The organism is Streptomyces sp. NPDC028308, assembly GCF_055565855.1.
This window is the reverse complement of sequence record NZ_JBVHTO010000004.1, coordinates 366,761-384,960: the sequence shown is the minus strand read 5'-3', so window position 1 is coordinate 384,960 and position 18,200 is coordinate 366,761. Positions and strand designations below refer to the sequence as shown.

Annotated in this window: 19 protein-coding genes; 11 read left to right on the top strand and 8 right to left on the bottom strand. The window is 74.5% G+C overall.

Annotation, left to right across the window (positions count from 1 at the left end; translation table 11 throughout):
• Window positions 1–57 precede the first annotated feature (57 nt).
• From ACZ4VA_RS11915 to ACZ4VA_RS11890, 6 genes are all read left to right on the top strand, one after another.
• Window positions 58–786, top strand: a complete 729-nt coding sequence (locus tag ACZ4VA_RS11915; protein ID WP_356238385.1) for a nuclear transport factor 2 family protein — start codon at window positions 58–60, stop codon at window positions 784–786.
• Window positions 783–1,121 carry a YciI family protein gene (locus tag ACZ4VA_RS11910; protein ID WP_389389249.1) on the top strand — a complete coding sequence of 113 codons (339 nt, stop codon included), beginning with the start codon at window positions 783–785 and terminating at the stop codon, window positions 1,119–1,121. The genes ACZ4VA_RS11915 and ACZ4VA_RS11910 overlap by 4 nt, the downstream gene beginning before the upstream one ends.
• Window positions 1,112–2,362: an RNA polymerase sigma factor gene (locus ACZ4VA_RS11905; RefSeq protein ID WP_468081122.1), complete on the top strand. Its 1,251-nt coding sequence runs from the start codon at window positions 1,112–1,114 to the stop codon at window positions 2,360–2,362. The genes ACZ4VA_RS11910 and ACZ4VA_RS11905 overlap by 10 nt, the downstream gene beginning before the upstream one ends.
• Window positions 2,363–2,453: 91 nt before the next feature.
• Window positions 2,454–3,191, top strand: a complete 738-nt coding sequence (locus ACZ4VA_RS11900; protein WP_355787523.1) for a class I SAM-dependent methyltransferase — start codon at window positions 2,454–2,456, stop codon at window positions 3,189–3,191.
• Window positions 3,192–3,406: 215 nt separating this feature from the next.
• Window positions 3,407–4,261: an acyl-CoA thioesterase gene (locus ACZ4VA_RS11895; protein WP_468081022.1), complete on the top strand. Its 855-nt coding sequence runs from the start codon at window positions 3,407–3,409 to the stop codon at window positions 4,259–4,261.
• On the top strand, window positions 4,258–5,763 hold the full coding sequence (locus ACZ4VA_RS11890) for an MFS transporter (protein ID WP_468081020.1): 1,506 nt from the start codon (window positions 4,258–4,260) through the stop codon (window positions 5,761–5,763). Before ACZ4VA_RS11895 ends, ACZ4VA_RS11890 begins: the two co-directional genes overlap by 4 nt.
• A gap of 58 nt (window positions 5,764–5,821) precedes the next feature.
• Here the strand turns inward: ACZ4VA_RS11890 and ACZ4VA_RS11885 are convergent, their stop codons facing one another.
• The 4 genes from ACZ4VA_RS11885 to ACZ4VA_RS11870 form a co-directional block, all read right to left on the bottom strand.
• Entirely contained in the window at window positions 5,822–6,643 is an 822-nt protein-coding gene (locus ACZ4VA_RS11885) for an alpha/beta fold hydrolase (RefSeq protein ID WP_468081018.1), read from the bottom strand.
• A 183-nt stretch (window positions 6,644–6,826) separates the two neighbouring features.
• Complete coding sequence (locus ACZ4VA_RS11880; RefSeq protein WP_468081016.1) at window positions 6,827–7,312, bottom strand: hypothetical protein; 486 nt, start codon at window positions 7,310–7,312, stop codon at window positions 6,827–6,829.
• Window positions 7,313–7,914: 602 nt separating this feature from the next.
• The gene (locus tag ACZ4VA_RS11875; protein ID WP_356165571.1) at window positions 7,915–8,640 is read right to left on the bottom strand and encodes a GntR family transcriptional regulator; all 726 of its coding nucleotides are present in this window, start codon (window positions 8,638–8,640) and stop codon (window positions 7,915–7,917) included.
• Window positions 8,641–8,782: 142 nt separating this feature from the next.
• A complete protein-coding gene (locus tag ACZ4VA_RS11870; RefSeq protein ID WP_452920534.1) occupies window positions 8,783–9,949 on the bottom strand; it encodes a serine hydrolase domain-containing protein in 1,167 nt (388 codons plus the stop codon).
• Window positions 9,950–10,144: 195 nt separating this feature from the next.
• On the opposite strand from ACZ4VA_RS11870, the gene ACZ4VA_RS11865 reads away from it, so the two are divergent.
• The gene (locus tag ACZ4VA_RS11865; RefSeq protein WP_356165565.1) at window positions 10,145–11,194 is read left to right on the top strand and encodes a phosphatidylinositol-specific phospholipase C domain-containing protein; all 1,050 of its coding nucleotides are present in this window, start codon (window positions 10,145–10,147) and stop codon (window positions 11,192–11,194) included.
• Between the two features lie 31 nt (window positions 11,195–11,225).
• Here ACZ4VA_RS11865 and ACZ4VA_RS11860 read toward each other — a convergent pair whose 3' ends face one another.
• Window positions 11,226–12,191, bottom strand: coding sequence for an acetylxylan esterase (locus ACZ4VA_RS11860; protein WP_355786144.1), 966 nt, complete (start codon window positions 12,189–12,191; stop codon window positions 11,226–11,228).
• Between the two features lie 150 nt (window positions 12,192–12,341).
• Here ACZ4VA_RS11860 and ACZ4VA_RS11855 point away from each other — a divergent pair, with 150 nt between their 5' ends.
• Together ACZ4VA_RS11855 and ACZ4VA_RS11850 are read left to right on the top strand one after the other, a co-directional pair.
• On the top strand, window positions 12,342–13,037 hold the full coding sequence (locus ACZ4VA_RS11855) for an alpha/beta fold hydrolase (protein WP_356165559.1): 696 nt from the start codon (window positions 12,342–12,344) through the stop codon (window positions 13,035–13,037).
• A 208-nt stretch (window positions 13,038–13,245) separates the two neighbouring features.
• A complete protein-coding gene (locus ACZ4VA_RS11850) occupies window positions 13,246–14,136 on the top strand; it encodes a universal stress protein (protein WP_356165556.1) in 891 nt (296 codons plus the stop codon).
• Window positions 14,137–14,323: 187 nt separating this feature from the next.
• On the opposite strand, the gene ACZ4VA_RS11845 is transcribed toward ACZ4VA_RS11850, so the two are convergent.
• Window positions 14,324–15,079, bottom strand: a complete 756-nt coding sequence (locus ACZ4VA_RS11845) for a ferredoxin reductase (protein WP_356165553.1) — start codon at window positions 15,077–15,079, stop codon at window positions 14,324–14,326.
• The gene (locus ACZ4VA_RS11840) at window positions 15,072–15,677 is read right to left on the bottom strand and encodes a sulfite oxidase-like oxidoreductase (RefSeq protein ID WP_389389259.1); all 606 of its coding nucleotides are present in this window, start codon (window positions 15,675–15,677) and stop codon (window positions 15,072–15,074) included. The genes ACZ4VA_RS11845 and ACZ4VA_RS11840 overlap by 8 nt, the downstream gene beginning before the upstream one ends.
• 290 nt (window positions 15,678–15,967) lie before the next feature.
• On the opposite strand from ACZ4VA_RS11840, the gene ACZ4VA_RS11835 reads away from it, so the two are divergent.
• The gene (locus ACZ4VA_RS11835) at window positions 15,968–16,888 is read left to right on the top strand and encodes an NADP-dependent oxidoreductase (RefSeq protein ID WP_356165547.1); all 921 of its coding nucleotides are present in this window, start codon (window positions 15,968–15,970) and stop codon (window positions 16,886–16,888) included.
• A gap of 68 nt (window positions 16,889–16,956) precedes the next feature.
• Window positions 16,957–17,655: a GNAT family N-acetyltransferase gene (locus tag ACZ4VA_RS11830; RefSeq protein WP_355794425.1), complete on the top strand. Its 699-nt coding sequence runs from the start codon at window positions 16,957–16,959 to the stop codon at window positions 17,653–17,655.
• 99 nt (window positions 17,656–17,754) lie between these two features.
• Here ACZ4VA_RS11830 and ACZ4VA_RS11825 read toward each other — a convergent pair whose 3' ends face one another.
• On the bottom strand, window positions 17,755–18,168 hold the full coding sequence (locus tag ACZ4VA_RS11825; RefSeq protein WP_356165922.1) for a MarR family winged helix-turn-helix transcriptional regulator: 414 nt from the start codon (window positions 18,166–18,168) through the stop codon (window positions 17,755–17,757).
• Between the last annotated feature and the right edge of the window lie 32 nt (window positions 18,169–18,200).

The window sequence follows — 18,200 nt, the reverse complement described above, 5'->3', positions numbered from 1 at the left end:
CCGGCGCCGGTCCGTTCGTCGGTGGGGTGTCAGGACCCGTGAACACATGGAGGAACCATGAAGTACATGCTGCTGGTCTGCGGCGACGACACCGCCGACGCCTCCGGCATGGCCCCCGTCGAACCCTGGGTCGAGGAGCACGGCGCCGAGCGCGGCGTCCGCCTCCACGGCCACCGGCTCCAGGCGCCCGCCGACGCGGTCACCGTACGGGTGCGCGACGGTGAAGTGCTGCGCACCGACGGGCCGTTCGCGGAGACCAAGGAGTACGTGGCCGGGTACGACATCCTCGAGTGCGACAGCATGGAGGAGGCCGTACGCGTGGCCGCCGGGCACCCCGTCGCGACCGTCGGCGCCCTGGAGGTGCGGGCGTTCTGGGAGGACGAGGACGCCGTGGGGGAGATCCGGCGGATCGACGCGGAACTCACCCACGCGGCCCGCGAACGGGACCTCGACCGGGCGATGGCCTGCTACGCGCCGGACGTCGAGGTGTTCCACCCCATGAGCGGGCTGGAGGAGCGCGGCGTGGACGCCCTGCGCAAGGCCGAGGAGTGGTGGTTCTCGACGGTCGCCGGGCCCGTGGACCGGGAGGTTCTCGAATTCCGCGTCCGGGTCGACGAGAGCGTCGCGTTCAGCCACGCGCTGGTGCGGGTGCGGGCCGCGCGGACCACCGGCGAACCGCTGGACAGCGTGCTGCGGGTGACCACCGGCTACCGTGCCGCCGGGGACCGCTGGCAGATCGTCCACCAGCACTCCTCCGTGCCCTTCGACGCGGGCGTCCGGCCGTGAGGTACGTGCTGTTCGTCTGCGCCCCCGGCGACGGCGAACCCGGCCCGCGGGAGAGCGCCGACGACCCGCGTCTCGCCTCGTACATCGGGGACGCGCGCGGCCGTGAGGTGGTCAGGGGCGGCGCCCGTCTGAGACCGCCCGCCGACGCCACCTCGGTGCGCGTCCGCGACGGCGAGGTGCTGATCGGCGACGGGCCGTTCGTGGAGTCCCCGCAGCACATCGCCGGCTTCGACCTGATCGAGGTCGCCGATCTCGACGAGGCCGTCGCGCTCGCCGCGTGCCATCCCGCCGCGCGGAGCGGTGGTTCGGTGGAGGTGCGGCCGGTCTGGGAGTGAACGGCGTCGAGGAGGCGGTCGCGACCGCCTTCCGCGAGGAATGGGGCCAGGTCGTCGCCACCCTGATCCGGGTGACCGGCGACTGGGACCTCGCCGAGGAGTGCGCGCAGGACGCCTTCGCGCAGGCGCTGGACCGGTGGCGGCGCGACGGGGTCCCGCGCCGCCCGGGCGCCTGGCTGACCACGACCGCCCGCCACCGGGCCCTGGACGTGCTGCGCCGGGAGGCGGTCGGGGTACGGAAGCTGCGGGAGGTGGCGATGTCCGTCCGGGACGAGGGACCCCGCGACCCCGACGAGGACGGCGGCGTGGAGGACGACCGGCTGCGGCTGATCTTCACGTGCTGCCATCCCGCGCTGCCCGTCGAGGCGCGGGTGGCGCTGACGCTCCGTACGCTCGCCGGGCTGACCACGCCCGAGATCGCCCGCGCCTTCCTGGTTCCCGAGGCGACGATGGCCCAGCGCCTCGTGCGCGCCAAACGCAAGATCCGCAACGCCGGCATCCCGTACCGCGTACCGCCCGCGCACCTGCTGCCGGAACGCACCACGGGCGTCCTCGGGGTCGTCTACCTGCTCTTCAACGAGGGGTACGCCGCCACGTCCGGGACCGACCTGGTGCGCACGGACCTGTGCGCGGAGGCCCTGCGGCTCGCCCGCGTCCTCGCCCGGCTGATGCCCGACGAGCCCGAGGTCCTCGGTCTGCTGGCGCTGCTGCTCCTGCACGACTCGCGGCGCGGTACCCGGGTCGACGCGACGGGCGCCCTGGTGACGCTGGAGGACCAGGACCGCGGGGCCTGGGACCGGGCGGCGATCGAGGAGGGGGCGGCGCTCGTCGAGACCGCGCTGCGCCGCGGGCGGCCCGGGCCCTACCAGATCCAGGCCGCCATCGCCGCCTGCCACACCACCGCGGCCACGGCGGGGGAGACGGACTGGGCCGACATCGCGGCCCTGTACGCGGAACTGGCACGCCGCGTCCCGTCCGCCGTGGTGCGGCTGAACCGGGCGGTTGCCGTGGGCATGGCCGAGGGACCCGGGCAGGGCCTCGCCCTGGTGGCCGAACTGGAAAAGACGGGCGAACTCGACGGCTACCACCTGCTTCCCGCCACCCGCGCCGACCTGCTGCGCCGCATGGGGCGTACGGCGGAGGCGGCCCGGGCGTACGACGAGGCCCTGGAGCTGGTGGAGAACGCGGCCGAACGTCGTTTCCTGGAGTGGCGGTTGAGGGAGTGCCGGCCCGTCGAGTGAGATGCCGAGTCCACGGGAGGAGGAGGGAGGGACGTACGTCGGATTCCCGTCCGCGGTGTGGGCGGGGCGCGTGCGTCGTAAGCTGCACGCGATGTTCACTCCCGACGGTCCGACCCTGCGCGAACTGGCCGTTCAGGCCCTCTCCTCGGTCGAGCACGGCTACGACCTGCTCGCGCCGAAGTTCGACCGCACCCCGTTCCGGACGCCCGACGCGATCCTCGACTCCGTGGCGCGTGCCCTCGCCCCGCTCGGCCCCTTCGGCAGCGGGCTCGACCTCTGCTGCGGCACCGGAGCCGGCGTGGGTGTGCTGCGCGGGCTGTGCCAACAGGACGTGACCGGGGTCGACATCAGCGCCGGGATGCTGGCCGTCGCCCGGGAGCGGCACGGCGGTTCGTCGCGGGTGTCCTGGGTGCGGGGCGACGCGCGGGCGCTGCCCTTCGGGCCGGCCTTCGATCTGGTCGTCAGTTTCGGGGCGTTCGGCCACTTCCTGCCCCGGGAGCTGCCGGGCCTCTTCGCCGGGGTGCACTCCGTGCTGCGGCCGGGCGGACGTTTCGCGTTCCCCGTCGCCGCCCCCGCCCCGCCGAGCTCGCCCTGGTACTGGGCGCTGCTCGGGTTCGACGCGGTGATGCGAGTGCGCAACGCCGTCCGGCGCCCGGCGTTCGTCATGTACTACCGGACGTTCCGGCTGGGCGAGGTGCGGCGGGAGCTGGAGCGGGCGGGCTTCGCGGTGGAACTCCACGCCCTGCCCGAGTTCGGCCGCAGGCGCGACGGGAGCCCTCGCTGCCGGATGGTCGTGGCCACCCGGACGACGGCGACCACGACCGGCTGAGCCCCCTCCTCCACCGCCGCCTTCTCACCTGAGCTCTTCACCGACTCCTGACCCGAACTCCTTTGCCGGACAGGCGACTTCGTCGTCCGGGCCCTCGGGGTGCACCGAGCCGTCAAGTCAGTCCGTTTTCCGGACCCGCACAGGTTATAGTGAGTCCGCTTTTCAAACTCACCAACCCATCGCCCTGGGAAGGGCCGACCGTGCGAGGAAACGCGATGAGGGCTCCGACAGCCACTGCACCGCCTGGCAGCACGCCCGCCACGAAGGACACCGTGGCCCGGATCGACCCCCTGTGGTGGTCCTGGGACGGGGCGCACGGCGGACACGCCGCGGCCGCCGCCCTCACCGCCGTACGCGAGCACCTCACCGGGGGCGCCGACCCCGTCCGCTCCCTGACCGCTCACTTCCTGGCCCCCGTGGACGCCCGGCCGCTGCGACTCGCCGTGACCGCTGCGAAGTCCGGACGTCGCGCGGCGACCTGCGCGTTCACCGGGCACCAGGACGGCACCCCGGCCCTCTTCGGCTCCGCGGTCTTCGGTCCGGCGCGCCCGGGACCCGCGTACGACGGACTTCCCGCGCCCGACGTGCCGCGCCCCGAGGACTGCCGACTCCTCGACCTGCCGGTCGGGTTGGCGCCCTTCGCCCGGCAGCTGGAGATACGCCCGGCGACCTCGGACCTCCCGCTCGCCGGCGGCGAGCGCGCCGAACTCGTCGCGTGGGTGCGGTGCACCGACCGCCGGCCCCTGGACGAGGCGACGGTCGTGACCCTGACCGACGTCCTGCCGCCCGCCCTGTACGCGTGCTGGCGCGTCCCGCGGCCCGTCCCGACGGCCGAGCTGACGGTGCACTTCACCGACGCGCTCACCGGCGGCGCCCCCGAGGGCTGGGCGCTGGTGCGGATGCGCACCGAACGGGCGGGCGGCGGCTGGGCGATCGACGACAGCGCCGTCTGGTCGTCCGACGGCCGCCTCCTCGCCGTGGCCCGGCAGGCCCGCGTCGTACTGGATCCGATGCCGGGCACGGACCCCGGCGCCCCCGCCGACTCCACCTCCGCAAGGGAGACCTCGTGAACGCCCCCACCGCCCTGCGCGACGCCGCCCGCTCCTCAGGGCCGACGCGCGGAGAACGCCCGCTGCCGGTGCTCGTCGCCGCCTGCCTCGGCCTGTTCACGGTCTTCCTGCAGACCACGCAGACCATCGGCACACTCAGCGCCGTCCAGGACGACCTGGGCGTCACCGCGGCCGACCTGGTGTGGGTGCCCAGCATGTACACCCTGGTGGTCGCCTCCTGCGTCCTCGGCGCGGGCGCCCTCGCCGACCGCTGGGGCCGGCGCGCCGTGTTCCTCGCCGGAGCCGCGACGATGGCCGCGGGCGGGGTGGTGCTGGTCCTCGCGGGAAGTCTGGCCGCGGTGCTGGCCGGTCAGGCGATCGCCGGTGTGGGCGGCGCGCTGATCACGCCCAGTTCGCTCGCCCTCGTCACCCACGCGGTCCCCGACCCCAGGCGGCGGGCGGGCGCGATCGCCGCCTGGGCGGCGGCTTCGGGACTCGGCCTCGCGATCGGGCCCCTCACCGCGGGTCTGGCCCTGCGCTGGTGGACCTGGCACACGGCCTTCTGGCTCAACGCGGTGGTGGCCGTCCTCGCCGCGGCCGTCGCCCTGCGCTACGTCCAAGAGTCCCGCAACGGCTCCCAACGCATCGACTGGGCGGGCCAGTTCACTGCCATCGGCGGTCTCGCCCTGATGGTCTACTGGCTGATCGACGGCGGCCACCACGGATACGGATCCGGGCGTGCCCTCGCGGCCGCGGCGGGCGCCGTGATCCTGCTCGCCGCGTTCGTCGTGGCCGAACTGCGCGGGCAGGCGCCGATGGTGGACCTGCGCCTGCTGCGCGACCCGTCCTACGGTGCCTCGCTCCTGCTCGCCGCGGCCGTCCTGTTCGGCTTCGTCGGCCTGTCCCTGCTCGAAGTGCTGTGGCTCCAGCGGGTGCAGGGACTGACCGCCCTGGAGGTGGGCGTCCAACTCCTCGCCCAGTTCGGCACGTTCATCGCCGCCTCGGTGCTGGCCGGAGTGCTCGTGCGGCGCCTGGGACCGCGCGCGCTGATCGCGGCCGGGCTGCTGCTCGCGGCCACGGGGGCGGCTCTCTTCGCCCGAGTCGAGCCCGGCACGGGGTTCGGCGGGTACGCCGCCGCCCTCGTCGTCTTCGGTCTCGGATGCGGCCTGGCCAACGCCCCGTCCACCGCTCTCGCCATCGGCCACGTCCCGCACGGCCGGGAGGGCGAGGCGGGCGGCACGGTCAACGCGGCCCGGCAGATCGGCGCCGTCCTCGGCACCAGCGTCCTCGGCACGCTGATGACGTCACGGTTCGAGGACCGCGTCCTGGAGGTGCGCGATCCGCGGACCGCGTTCACGGACGCCGTGAGCGGCGCCGTGTGGGTCGTGGTCGCGGTCATGCTGGCCGGTACGGCGGTGGCGCTCGGCCTGGCCCTGTGGTCCCGGACCCGCGGTAGGGCGGCGGCCGCTCCGGCACCGGCCGCGGAAACCCGGGGGACCGGCGGCACACCCGGAAGCCCTTAGCGGGCCCGGGCAGCGCCGAGCCCGGTCGCCCTCCGCGGAAGGCGACCGGGCCGGGGCGTCAGCTCTTGATGAATTCGAGCAGATCGGCGTTGAAGGCCTTCTCGTACTCGCCCACCAGGCCGTGCGGGGCGCCCGGGTAGACCTTGAGGGTGGCGTCCTTGACGAGCTCGGCCGTCTTCAGCGCGGCGGCGCCGATCGGCACGATCTGGTCGTCGTCGCCGTGCGCGACGAGCGTCGGTACGTCGATGCGCGCCAGGTCCTCGGTGAAGTCGGTCTCCGAGAACTGCTTGATGCAGTCGTAGGCACCCTTCACGCCGACCTGCATGCTCCACAGCCAGAACGAGCGGCGCATGCCCTCGGAGACGGCGGCGCCGGGCCGGTTGAAGCCGAAGAACGCCTCGCTCAGGTCCCAGTAGAACTGCGAGCGGTCCGCCTCGACGCCCGCGCGGATCCCGTCGAAGGCGTCGATGGGTGTGCCCTCGGGGTTCGCGTCCGTCTTCAGCATCAGCGGGGGCACCGCGCCCAGCAGTACCGCCTTGGCGACCCGGGAGGTGCCGTGGCGGCCGATGTAGCGGGCCACCTCGCCGCCGCCGGTCGAGTGGCCGACCAGGACGACGTCGCGCAGATCGAGCTTCTCGATCAGCTCGGCCAGGTCGTCGGCGTACTGGTCCATGTGGTTGCCCTGGAAGGGCTGGCCGGAGCGGCCGTGTCCGCGGCGGTCGTGGGCGATGGCGCGGAAGCCGTTCTCGGCGACCAGGCGGAGCTGGTTGTCCCAGGTGTCGGCGTTGAGGGGCCAGCCGTGGCTGAAGACGACCGGCTGACCGCTGCCCCAGTCCTTGTAGAAGATCTCGGTGCCGTCGGAGGTGGTGAACGTGCTCATGTCGCTTGCCTTTCGGAGGGCGGACGGGGTGCGTCCGGTCGGTTGATGCGGTGTCCGCGCTCCGGTCGCGCGACGCGGCGCGGGGAGCGCCGGGAAGCCGGTACGGGCGCGGAGGGTCCGGTGGGGAGGCGGCACGCGGAGCCGGTGCGCTGTCCGCGGTCTCCTGCCGGCCGGGGTCGATGGTCAGTGCGGGACCGGCGGGATCGACGGTGTCCGTCCCGGCCCCCGGTCCAAGTGCGGAGCCCGCCGCCCGGCGCGGTGGCGCGGGCAGGGCGCGCGTCCCGTACGGGCCGCCGTGCCCAGGAGGGCCGGGACGGCCCGAGCGCGCCACGAAGGCGGGGTGGCGTCGGCGGTGGACGGGCCGTGACCGGTGAGAATCCGGGCGGGCGGTCCGCCGAAGGAGTGACCGGATACGGCCGGCTCCCGCTCCGGTGTCGCCGGAAGGATCCGGTTCCGGATGGTGACCGCCGCGGGACGCTCGCCGGGCCCGGCGAGCGCGGCGAGGCCGTCCGGCCGGGTCCACGCGACGGCCGTGGACCCTGTCTGCCCGAGGTGCGCGGCCCGGTGGTTCCGGTCGCCCGGCGTCAGCCCCGGCCCGGGGACGCGGACGACCGGGACCCGCTCGGTGGAGCGGGCCCGCTCGGTCCGCTGTGCGTCGTGGGTGGACATATCCAGCACGTTAGGCGTCCGCGGCCGTCAAGGAATCTGTCACATGACTGCATCTCGCCGCCGACCGTCGTGCCGAGCGTCCCGAGCACCTCGCCACTTCGCCACCTCTCACCGGCGTCGGCCCTCCCGGCGGGCCGGGACAGGGATGTGCGGCGGTCTCGGGAGTCCGTCGGTGCGTCTGCCACCCGGGGTGACCGGCGCACCGCGGGCCGGAATGCGCCTGGTTCCAGGGCAGAACTCCTGCCCCGGGAGGGTCAGAAGCAGGGCCCCGTGCGGCACAGGCAGCCCCGCCCTGCCGGCGTCGTGAGCCGAGTGCTTTCCGGTTGAGGCTTCCTGCCACGGCCACGGCAGAAGCCGGACTCCTCTCGGCCGGGAAACCCTGCATCGGCCGCGTCGCGAAATCGGCCGCCGCCGGAGGAGCCCCCGGTGGCCGTGGGGGAGACCGGGCCGCCCCGCGTCAGAAGTCGGCGTCCCGGCCTGTCCCCCCAGCGCCGGCGTCACCGCCGCCTCCGGCCCCAGCGCGCCCCCCGCGCACCGCCTCGGCGAAGCGCGCCTCACCCAGCGTCGCGCGCAGCCGGCGCTCGTTCCGTCGCCGGAGGGGGTCACCCGGCCGCGGGAAGGGTGAACTCGTACACCAGGGCGTCCTGTTGCGCCTCGACGACGAGGTCGGTGACCTCCAGCGGCCGGTCGTACTGGTCGTGCACCCGCCGGGTGACCCGCACCGACCGCGGCGATCGCGTGATGGTGTCCCGGTGGTGGAGGGTCAGTCCGGCCCTGCGCATCCAGTCGTAGGCCCGGCGCAGGTGCGCGGAGCCGCTGCCGTCCGCGCGGTCGCGGTAGCGGGCCAGTTCCTCGACCTCGGCGACGGCGACCGCCGAGAACGACGTCACGGCGGTGCGCAGCCCCTGCCCGTCCGCGGTGGCCGACTCGTAGCGGTGGACCAGCGTCGGCCGCCGGGGCGCGAGTCCGAGCGCCCGGGCGTGCTCCGGCGACGGAGGCTCCCAGGCGACGCTGGTCCGGTGGACGGCGCACGGCTCCGCGGTGTGCGCGCCGACGGGGAAGTCCAGGGAGGGCACGTGCTCGGCGGTGGTGCCCGGCAGCGTGGCGTGGCTGCCGCGCCGGTCGGTGGAGACCAGTCCGCTGCCGCGCAGCATCTGCAGGGCCTGGCGGACGGTCTCGCGGCTGACGTCGAATCGCGCGGCGAGAACCCGCTCCCCGGGCAGCCGCTCCCCGGGCGGGATGGCGCCTTCCCGTAGTTCGTCGAGCAGTTGGGTGGCGACGCGCCGGTAACGGGGTTCGTGGTCGGGCGTGTGGACGGTGCGGGCCATGTCCGCGCCTCCTGTTGGTGACAAGGCGTAGCCGTGCGGGCTCATTGCGCGACCACGTCTATCATTGGTCTAAACCACTAGGGAAGAGCGGCTCGTCGGTTCGGCCGGTTTCCACCCGCGCCCGCCCACGGCCCATGGAGCCTCAGAGGGCGGCGTACACGGCTTCCACGAGCGCCCTCTTGCGCGGGTCGTCCGCGATGTGCGGGCCCATGCGGTTCATCACGTAGCCCAGCGAGACGCCCGCCTCCGGATCGGCGAGGCCGCAGGAACCCCCGAAGCCGTCGTGTCCGAAAGCCCTCGGGTTCGGCCCGTACGAGCCGTTGGGCCCGCTGAGCCACAGCCCGAGCCCGATCTCCGTCTCGTGCGCGAAGCCCGCGCCCAGCACCAGGTCACGGCAGCTGCCCTGGCCCTCACGCACCCGCTCGGCGGCAGCCGCCGACAGCACCTGACGCGAGCCGTACGAGCCCCGCGACGCGAAGATCCCGTACAGCGCCGCGACCGCGCGGGCCGTGCCGTGGCCGTTGGCCGCGGGTATCTCGGCAGCCCGCCACCACGAGGTGTTGGCCTCGGCGGCACCCACCGGCGGATTGGTCAGCGCGGCCAGCGCCGCGGGCGCCATTTGGGCGAAGGCGGAAGCCTGCTCACTCGTCGTGGCGGCCGGCGGATGCACCAGCTCCGCCACCCGGCCGGCCTCTTTTCCGGGCAGTCCGATCGTGAAGTCGATCCCGAGCGGCCCGGTCACCTCCCGCTCCAGGAAGGCGCCCGGCAGCAGCCCCGAAACCCGCCGTACCACCTCGCCGACCAGGAAGCCGTAGGTCAGCGCGTGGTACCCGGAACGCGTCCCCGGCTCCCACCACGGCTCCTGCGCCGCCAGCCGGGCCACCGTCAGCTCCCAGTCGCACAGTTGCTCCAGCGAGTGCGGCTCGCGCAGCCCCGAGAGCCCCGCCCGGTGGGACAGCAGATGCCGGACCAGGACCGACTCCTTGCCCGCCGCCGCGAACTCCGGCCAGTACGCGGCCACCGGGACGTCCAGGTCCAGGAGCCCCCGGTCCGCCAGGATGTGCGCGCACAGCGCCGTCGGCCCCTTCGACGTCGACCACACGTTCACCAGCGTCTCGCGCTCCCACGGGCGGGTGCCCGCCGCGTCGGCCCAGCCGCCCCACAGGTCCACCACGGTCTCCCCGTCCCGGACGACGGCCACCGCCGCGCCCAGTTCCCCGCGCTCGCGGAAGTTCTCCTCGAACGCCGTGCGGACCGAGGAGAAGCGCGCGTCGCAGTGACCGTGCACCTGAGGCACTTGCGGGGACATGGGACCTCCGTCGTCCGTGGATGACGCGGAACGCGGGCGCGCGCTCCGGCCGAACCGAACGTACCGACTGGTCGGACTGGAGGGAAGGCGCCGGATCACGTCACTCGATCCTTCACTCCGCGATCTTCCGCATGTCACCCAACACCCCTACGCTGCCGAGCGGTTGACCACCGAGGTACAGGAGGCAGGGGGAACATGCCCAGACTTGCGAAGGCGTTGACGCGTACCGGGATCACGGTGACGGCGGCGGCCGTGCTCGCGCTGACCGCCGCACCGCCGTCGACGGCCGCGGACCCGGCGTACTCGTCCACCACCTGGGTGGGCGTCCACAACGCCTACGAGAAGAGCAAGTACCCCTACTTCGCGGACGCCTTGGACTCGGGCGCCGGAATGCTCGAACTCGACGTGTGGACCAACGTGTTCGGCTCCTCCTGGCGGGTCTCGCACAGCAACCCGCTCGGCAACGACAACAACTGCGAGAACGCCGCCCGGGCCTCCGAACTGCGCACCAAGACGCGCAACCGCGACCTCGGCGGCTGCCTGTCCGACATCAGGGCCTGGCACGACGCCCACCCCGGCCACCGGCCGATCCAGCTCAAGGTCGAGATGAAGGACGGCTTCCAGTCCAGGAACGGCCGCGGTCCCGCCCAACTGGACGCCCTCCTCACCGCCAAGCTCGGCGACGCCCTGCTGCGCCCCGCCGACGTGACCGGTTCCCACCCCGACCTCGACACGGCCGTCCGCGCCGACGGCTGGCCCGCCCGCTCCGCCCTCGCCGGCAAGTTCGTCGTCGAGCTGATCCCGGGCACGGTCGAGGAGGGCAACCCCGCCGACACCCTGTGGACGGACCGCGAGTACGCCCAGTACCTGCGCGACCTCGCCGCCGCCGGACGCCTGCGCGAGGCCGCCGCCTTCCCCGCTGTGCACGGCGCCGCCGCCGGCGACCCGCGCACCCGCTACGCCGACGCCTCGATCCGCCCCTGGTTCGTCGTCTTCGACGGCGACGCCGGTGCCTACACCAATGGGTCGGTCGACACCGCCTGGTACGACGACCGGCACTACCTCCTCGTCATGACCGACGCCCACAACGTGGCCCCCGCCATCGACGGCACCAACCCGACGCAGGCCCAGGCCCTGGACCGGGTCGGCCTGCTGGCCGGACGGCACGCCAGCGTGGTCTCCGCCGACTGGTACCCGCTGCCAGCCGTCCTGGCCACCGTCGTACCGCGCGGGACAGCGGGCTGAGAGGGGCGCGGCCGGCCCGTGCCGCGGCGCCTCAGAGGTGCCGCGGCAGCCAGCGCAGCTTGGCCTCCTCCTGGTACGGGCCGCCGCCCTCGTGGTCGTTGAAGTCGTACACCTCGATCGTCCTGTCCTCGTGCGCCCACGCGTTGAAGGCGGCGTAGACGGTCGAGGGCGGGCAGGTCTGGTCCTCCAGCGCCACCGAGAACAGGGCGGGTGCCCGGCCGCGGGCGGCGAAGTGCACCCCGTCGAAGTACGCGAGCGTGCTCATGACCCGCTCGGTGCGGCCGCGGTGCGTCTTGAGGTACCTGCCGATCTCCCGGTAGGGGTCGCGGTCCGTCAGGGTCGTCGCACGCGGGAAGTCGCACAGGAACGGCACGTCCGGGGCGACCGCCGCCAGGTCGGGCACCAGACCGCCGACCGCGATGCTGATGCCGCCGCCCTGGCTCGCGCCCACGACCGCCGTGCGCGCCGGGTCGGTCAGCGGATGGGCGCGGGCCGCCTCCACGGCACGCACGGCGTCCGTGTAGAGGCGCCGGTAGTAGTAGCTCTCCGGGTCCTCGACCCCGCGCGTCATGAAGCCCGGGAACGCGGGCGCGCTGCCCACCGGGTCGGGCGTCTCACCGCCGCCCCAGGCGCTGCCCTGGCCCCGGGTGTCCATCACGAAGTGCGCGAACCCGGCCGAGGCCCACAGCAGGTGCGTGTGCGGCAGGCCGCGCCCGCCGCCGTACCCGATGAACTCCACGACCACGGGCAGCGGCGCGTCCGTGCCGGCCGGCAGCGTCAGCCAGCCCTTGACCGGGTGCCCGCCGAAGCCGGCGAACGTCACGTCGTACTGCTCGACGGTCCTGAGCGGCGTCCGCACCGGCTCGAAGCGCGCGTCCAGCTCGTGCCGGCGCGCCTCCTGGAGGGTGTCGGCCCAGAAGGCGTCGAAGTCCTCGGGCTCGGCCGACGCGCTGCGGTAGCCGCGGAGCTCGTCCAGGGGGAGGTCGAACAGGGCCATGAAGGGCCACCTTTGACATCGGGGTGCGGATGATCACACCGTACGGGCGCGGTCCGCGCGCCCGCCAGATCCCTTCGGGACCACCGACCCGAAGGGGTACGGAACCGGGATCGGGCGGCGCGTGTCAGACCCCGGCGCTACGTTTTCCTCATGACGGACTTCGTACTGGTGGCAGGCGCGTGGCTGGGATCGTGGGCGTGGGACGAGGTGGTGCCGGAGTTGCGCGCGGCCGGATGCGGCGCGCACGCCCTGACGCTGTCCGGCGTCGCCGAGCGGCAGGGACAGCCCGCGGGACAGCGGACACACGTGGAGGACATCGTCGGCGAGGTGGAGCGCCTCGACCTGCGTGACGTCGTCCTCGTCGGACACAGCTACGCGGGCATCCCGGTCGGCCAGGCCGCCGAGCGCATCGGCGACCGGCTCGCCCGCGTGGTCTTCGTCGACTCCGAGATCCCCGTCGACGGCGCCTCGTTCGCCTCCAACTGGTGGCAGGGCGAGGAGCGCTTCGAGGCCGGGCTCGCCGAGAACGGCGGCTTCTGGCAGCCGCTGAGCGCGGAGGAGTACGACGGTCAGGGCCTCAGCAGCGAGCAGATCGCGCGGCTCGCGGCCGGCGCGACACCGCACCCGGGCGCCAGCCTCACCGAACCCGCCGTCCTGACCCGCCCGTTGGGCGAATTGCCGGCGACCTACGTCAAGTGCCTCCTGGACGGCCCCGAGCCGAACGACGACGTGGCGGAGTCGCTCAAGAGCGAGCGGTGGCGCCTGGTCGAGATGGACACCGGGCACTGGCCGATGTTCTCCCAGCCGCACGAACTGGCGAGAATTCTGCTCGACCAGCGCCGCTGACGGACCGACCCCGAGGTCCGGCACACCGCCCAGGGGACCGCCGGGACCCAACCCCCGGCGTTCCGGGTGGAGTTCGCGAGGGATCACGGCGCCGCACGACTGATCCGCGGCCCGCGTGGAACCCGCTCCTGTACCGGCCCGCCGAGGGAGGTCCCCCGTCCCCCGCACCGGGCAGCCCGGCCATGAGCGATCCCGAAAGGCAGGAGCCATGAGCAGCGGCACGCGTACCGTCACCGCAGGCGTCGACGGCTCACGGGCCGCGCTGGACGCCGCCGACTGGGCGGCCAGGGAGGCCGAGCGCCGCCGCCTTCCGCTGCGCCTGCTGCACGCGGGCGCCGAACCGGCCGCCCCCGCCCCGCTCCAGGACGTCGACCTCCCCGCGCGCACCCTGCTCGACCGGGCCGCGGTGCGGCTGTCGTACGCCCACCCGGCCCTGGACATCGTCGCCGACCACGTCGAGACACCCGTCGTCCCGGCGCTGCTCGACGCCGCGGCCGAGGCCGAGGCCCTGGTGCTCGGCTCCTGGGGCGCCACCGGATTCACCGGTTTCCCGGTCGGCTCGGTGGCGCTCGCCGTCACCTCCGCCGCCGCGCATCCGGTCGTCCTGGTGCGCGCGGGCGAACTCCCCGAGGACGAGCGGATGCCCACCGTCGACGGCACCCCGCCGCACCGCGCCCCCTACCTGCCGGTGGTCCTCGGTCTCGACCCGGACCGCCCCGCCGACGAACTCCTCGCGTACGCCTTCGAGACGGCCGCCGCCCGCTCGGCGCCGCTGCACGTGACACACACCTGGACCACGCCGCCACCGCCGCGCGGCTACGTGCCCGGCGCGCCGCCGCCCGAGGACGCCCCCGAGCGGGAGGAGGGCAGGCGGCGTGTGCTGACGAGCACCCTGCAACCGTGGCGGCACAAGTTCCCGGAGACCACCGTCACCGAGCACGTCGTGCACGGCCGGCCCGGCCCGCACCTGCTGAAGGAGTCCCGCCGGGCCGGGCTGCTGGTCGTCGGCCGACGCGCCGACACGGCCGGTCTCGGCCGGGCCGCCCGTGTGCTGGTCCACCACTCCGCGTGCCCCGTGGCGGTGGTCCCGCACCGCTGACCGCTGACCGCTGACCGCGGACCGTCGGCCGGGACCGCACGCGCACCGAAGCCCCGGGCGCGCCGACGGCGGACGCGGCACGCGAGCCCCGAGACGTCGGCGCGAGGTACCGGGGCCCGCCGACCCGCCGACCGGGCCGCGGTCGGCGAGCGCACGGGTTGAGCGGGTCGTCCGTTGAGCGGCTGGTTCAGCCGAAGCGCTCGATGCGGATGCGGTCCACCGGCTGACCGGCCCCGACCAGCAGCCGCGACGCGTGTTCCGCGAAACCGTTGGAGCCGCACACATAGGCCTCCCACCCACCGGCGGGCGCGTCGGCCAGGAGCGGCGCCACATGTGCCGCCGACAGGCGGCCGACCGGGACGCCCCGCGGTGCGCTGCGCGTGAAGACGGTCGTGGTCTCCTCGCCGTACTCCCGGGCGTAGATCAGCTCCCGCGGGCCACGCGCGGAGACGAGCAGCCGCAGCGGGACGGACCGACCGCTCGCGCGGCGGTGCCGCACCATCGACATGAGCGGGACGACACCGGAGCCCGCGCCGATCAGGAGGGCCGGCCGGTCACCGGGCCAGGCGAAGAAACCGCTGACCGGACCGCGCACCTGCACCACGTCCCCCGGCCTTGCCACCGTGTGGAACCAGCCCGAGACCTCACCGCCGTCGACATGGTCGAGGGTGAGCTCGATGTGCCCGCTGTCGTCGGGCGCGGACGCGAGGGAGTAGTGGCGCTGGGCCGTGTACCCGTCCGGCGCGGTGAGCCGCAGCATCAGGTGCTGTCCCGGCAGGTGCCCCGTCCAGCCGGGCACGGCGAACCGGAACGTGGAGGCGTACGGGGTCTCGCGGCGGATCCCGGTGAGCGTGGCGTCCTGCCAGTGGGTCGCGGCCTGCTCGCTCACGGCGATCCGGCCGGGCACGGCGAACGGGGTCGGGGGCACGAACGTCTCAGTCACCGGAGTACCGCTGCTCTTCCCAGGGGTTGCCGCGCGCGTGGTAGCCGTTCTGCTCCCAGAAGCCGGGCTCCTCGTGGTCCAGCAGCCGGATGCCCGCGATCCACTTGGCGCTCTTCCAGAAGTACAGGTGGGGCACGATCAGCCGGGCCGGGCCGCCGTGCTCGGCGGGCAGCGGCTTCCCGTCGTACTCCCAGACGATCCAGGCGCGCCCGCCCCTCAGGTCGGCCAGCGGGAGGTTGGCCGTGTAGCCCGTGTGGGAGTACGCGACGGCGTGGGTGGCGGCGGCGTCCGGGCGGACGGCGTCGAGGAAGGCGTCCAGGGACACGCCGCCGAAGCGCACGCCGAACTTCGACCAGCTCGTCACGCAGTGGATGTCACCCTCGTACACCGACGACGGCAGCGCGTGGGCCTCGTCCCAGTCCCAGCCGCGGGGCTCGGCGACCAGACCGTCGATCCGGAAGGTCCAGTCGGCCGGCGCCAGCTCGGGGGTGACCTCGGCGGACAGGACGGGCCAGTCGTCCCCCGCGTCGTACTGGCCGGGCGGCAGACCGGCGTTGTGGACGCGGGGGCGTCCGGTGAAGCCTCGGGTGACGTTCATGACGGTGGTGCCTCCAGGCCGTCCCGGGGACGGCGCGGGGTCGATCGCGAGCGGTGTGCGGGGTGGCGCGGCCGTCCGCGGGCGGGCGCCCGCGCGGGTCCGTGCGTACGCATTCAACCGTACGCGGAAGGCGGCCCCGACCGGCGCCCCTGTGGACGGCGGCCCCGATCGTTGCGGCCGTATGAACACTCCGCGGCGCCGGGAATAGCGGTGTCGTGATCTCCCTTGCCACAGATGCCGACGCCGGTGGGTCCCCGACCGGCGACAGCGAAGGGAGAGTGAGGCAGACCATGCCCAAGGCGTACGTGTTCACCCGGTACGGCGGCCCGGAGACCGAGGCCCTCGTGGACCGGGAGCGGCCGAGTCCCGGCCCCGGTGAGGTCCTGGTCGCGGTGCGCGCGGCCGGTGTGAACCCCGTCGACTTCAAGCAGCGCGCCGGCTACCGGCGTCCGGGCGGTCCCGCACGCGAGCTTCCGGCGGTGTTCGGCAACGAGGCCGCCGGTGTCGTCGTGGAGACCGGCCCCGGGGTGACCGGCTTCGCCGTCGGGGACGAGGTCTTCGGCAACCCGGTGGACGGCGCCTACGCCGAGTACGCCGTGCTTCCGGTGGCGGTGACCGCCCACAAGCCGGCCGCGCTGTCCTTCACGGACGCCGCCGTGCTCCCGGTGGCCGCGGCGACCGCGTACGACGGCCTCCGGCAGCTCGGTCTGGCGCCCGGGGAGACCCTGCTGGTCACCGGGGCGGGCGGCGGGGTCGGTGTCGCGGCGCTTCAGCTCGCCCGGGCCTTCGGGCTGCGCGCGGTCGGCGTCGCGAGCGAGGGCAAGAAGGACTTCGTCGAGTCGCTGGGCGCCGTGCACGTCCCGTCGGGCCCGGGACTGGCCGAGCGGGTGCGGGCCGCCGCGCCGGACGGGATCGACGCGGTCTTCGACCTGGTCGGCGGCGAGGCCCTCGAAGCGGCGGCGACACTGCTGCCGGACGCCTCGAAGCTGATCACCGGGGCCGACCGGGAGACGGTCGCGCGGCTGGGCGGCGCGGCCGTCGCCCGGGCCCGCACCGCCGCCGTGCTCGACGAGGTCGCGCGGCTCGTCACCGACGGCAGCCTCGACCCCTTCGTCACACGGACGTTCCCCCTGGACCGGGCGGGTGAGGCGCTGCGCCTCGTCGAGGACGGCCACGCGCGCGGCAAGACCGTGATCGAGGTGGCCGCGTGAGCGCCGGGGCGAGCACCGAACGGCAGCCCCTCGGCACGGACCCGGGCAGGGCTCCGGAGCGGCACGTCCTGGACAACCCGGCCCTGGCCTCGCTGACCGGGCCGCACGCCCACTTCGCGGAGCGCCGCGGCCGCGTCCTGCGTTACCCGACCGACGTGTCGCCGTGGCTGGCCCTCCCGGACGAGCCCGACGCCGACGACTGGGCGGATCTGGCGGCGCTGGTCGGTCCCGGCGGGGAGGCGCCCCTGGCCGGGTTCCAGGGGCGGACACCGCCGGGCTGGGAGGTGACCTTCAGCCTGGAAGGCGTCCAGCTCGTCGACGACGGCATCCCCGCGGCGCCGGACGCGGAGGCCGTACGCCTCGGGCCGGACGACGTGCCGGAGATGCTGGACCTGGTGCGGCGCACCAGGCCCGGGCCGTTCCTGCCGCGCACCGTGGAACTCGGCACCTACCTCGGGATCCGCCATGGCGGCGCGCTGGTCGCGATGGCGGGGGAGCGGCTGCACCCGCCGGGCTGGACCGAGATCAGCGCGGTCTGCACCGACCCCGACTTCCGGGGCAAGGGCCTGGCCGGGCGGCTCGTCCTGGCCGTCGCGCACGGTGTCCGCGAACGCGGCGAGACCCCGTTCCTGCACACGAGCGCGGCCAACACCGGCGCCATCCGGCTGTACGAGGCACTCGGCTTCCGGCTGCGGCGCACCACCCGCTTCATGGCGGCCCGGGTGCCGGAGCACGCGCCGGACGGGCACACCCCCGCCGCCGTATGACGTGAGCGGCCGGCCGGACGAGGGCCGCTCCGTGGCACTCCGCTCGCCGAGGAAGGCGAGTTGGGGCCGCGGGGCGCGTCCGCCCGGGCCGAGCGTGTCTCAGCCCGCGGACGGATGGTCTTCCCGGGCGTCCGGAGCCGCGTCGTTGTAGCGCAGCAGGTACTCGGCGAACCGCGTCAGGTCGTCCTCGGGCCAGCCGTCGAGACGCTCGCGGAACGCGCTCCGGCGGCTCTCGGTCACCTGGACGAGCAGCGCGCTGCCGGCCGGTGTCAGATGCAGCACCTGCACACGGTGGTCGTCGGGATCGAGGCGCCGCTCGATGAGCCCGGCGCGCTCCAGAGCGGCCACCTGCCGGCTCACCGTGGACTTGTCCAGCGCGTAGTGCGCGGCGAGGTCGGTGGCCCGGCAACCGCCGCGCTCCTCCAGGTGCCCGAGCAGGGTGTACGACACCAGCGACAGCTCGGGGTGCATGCGCCCCGCCGAGGCCCGGGCGCGCCGGGCGAACGCCGTCATCTCGCGCTGGATGGTCTCGACGGCTGCGTCGG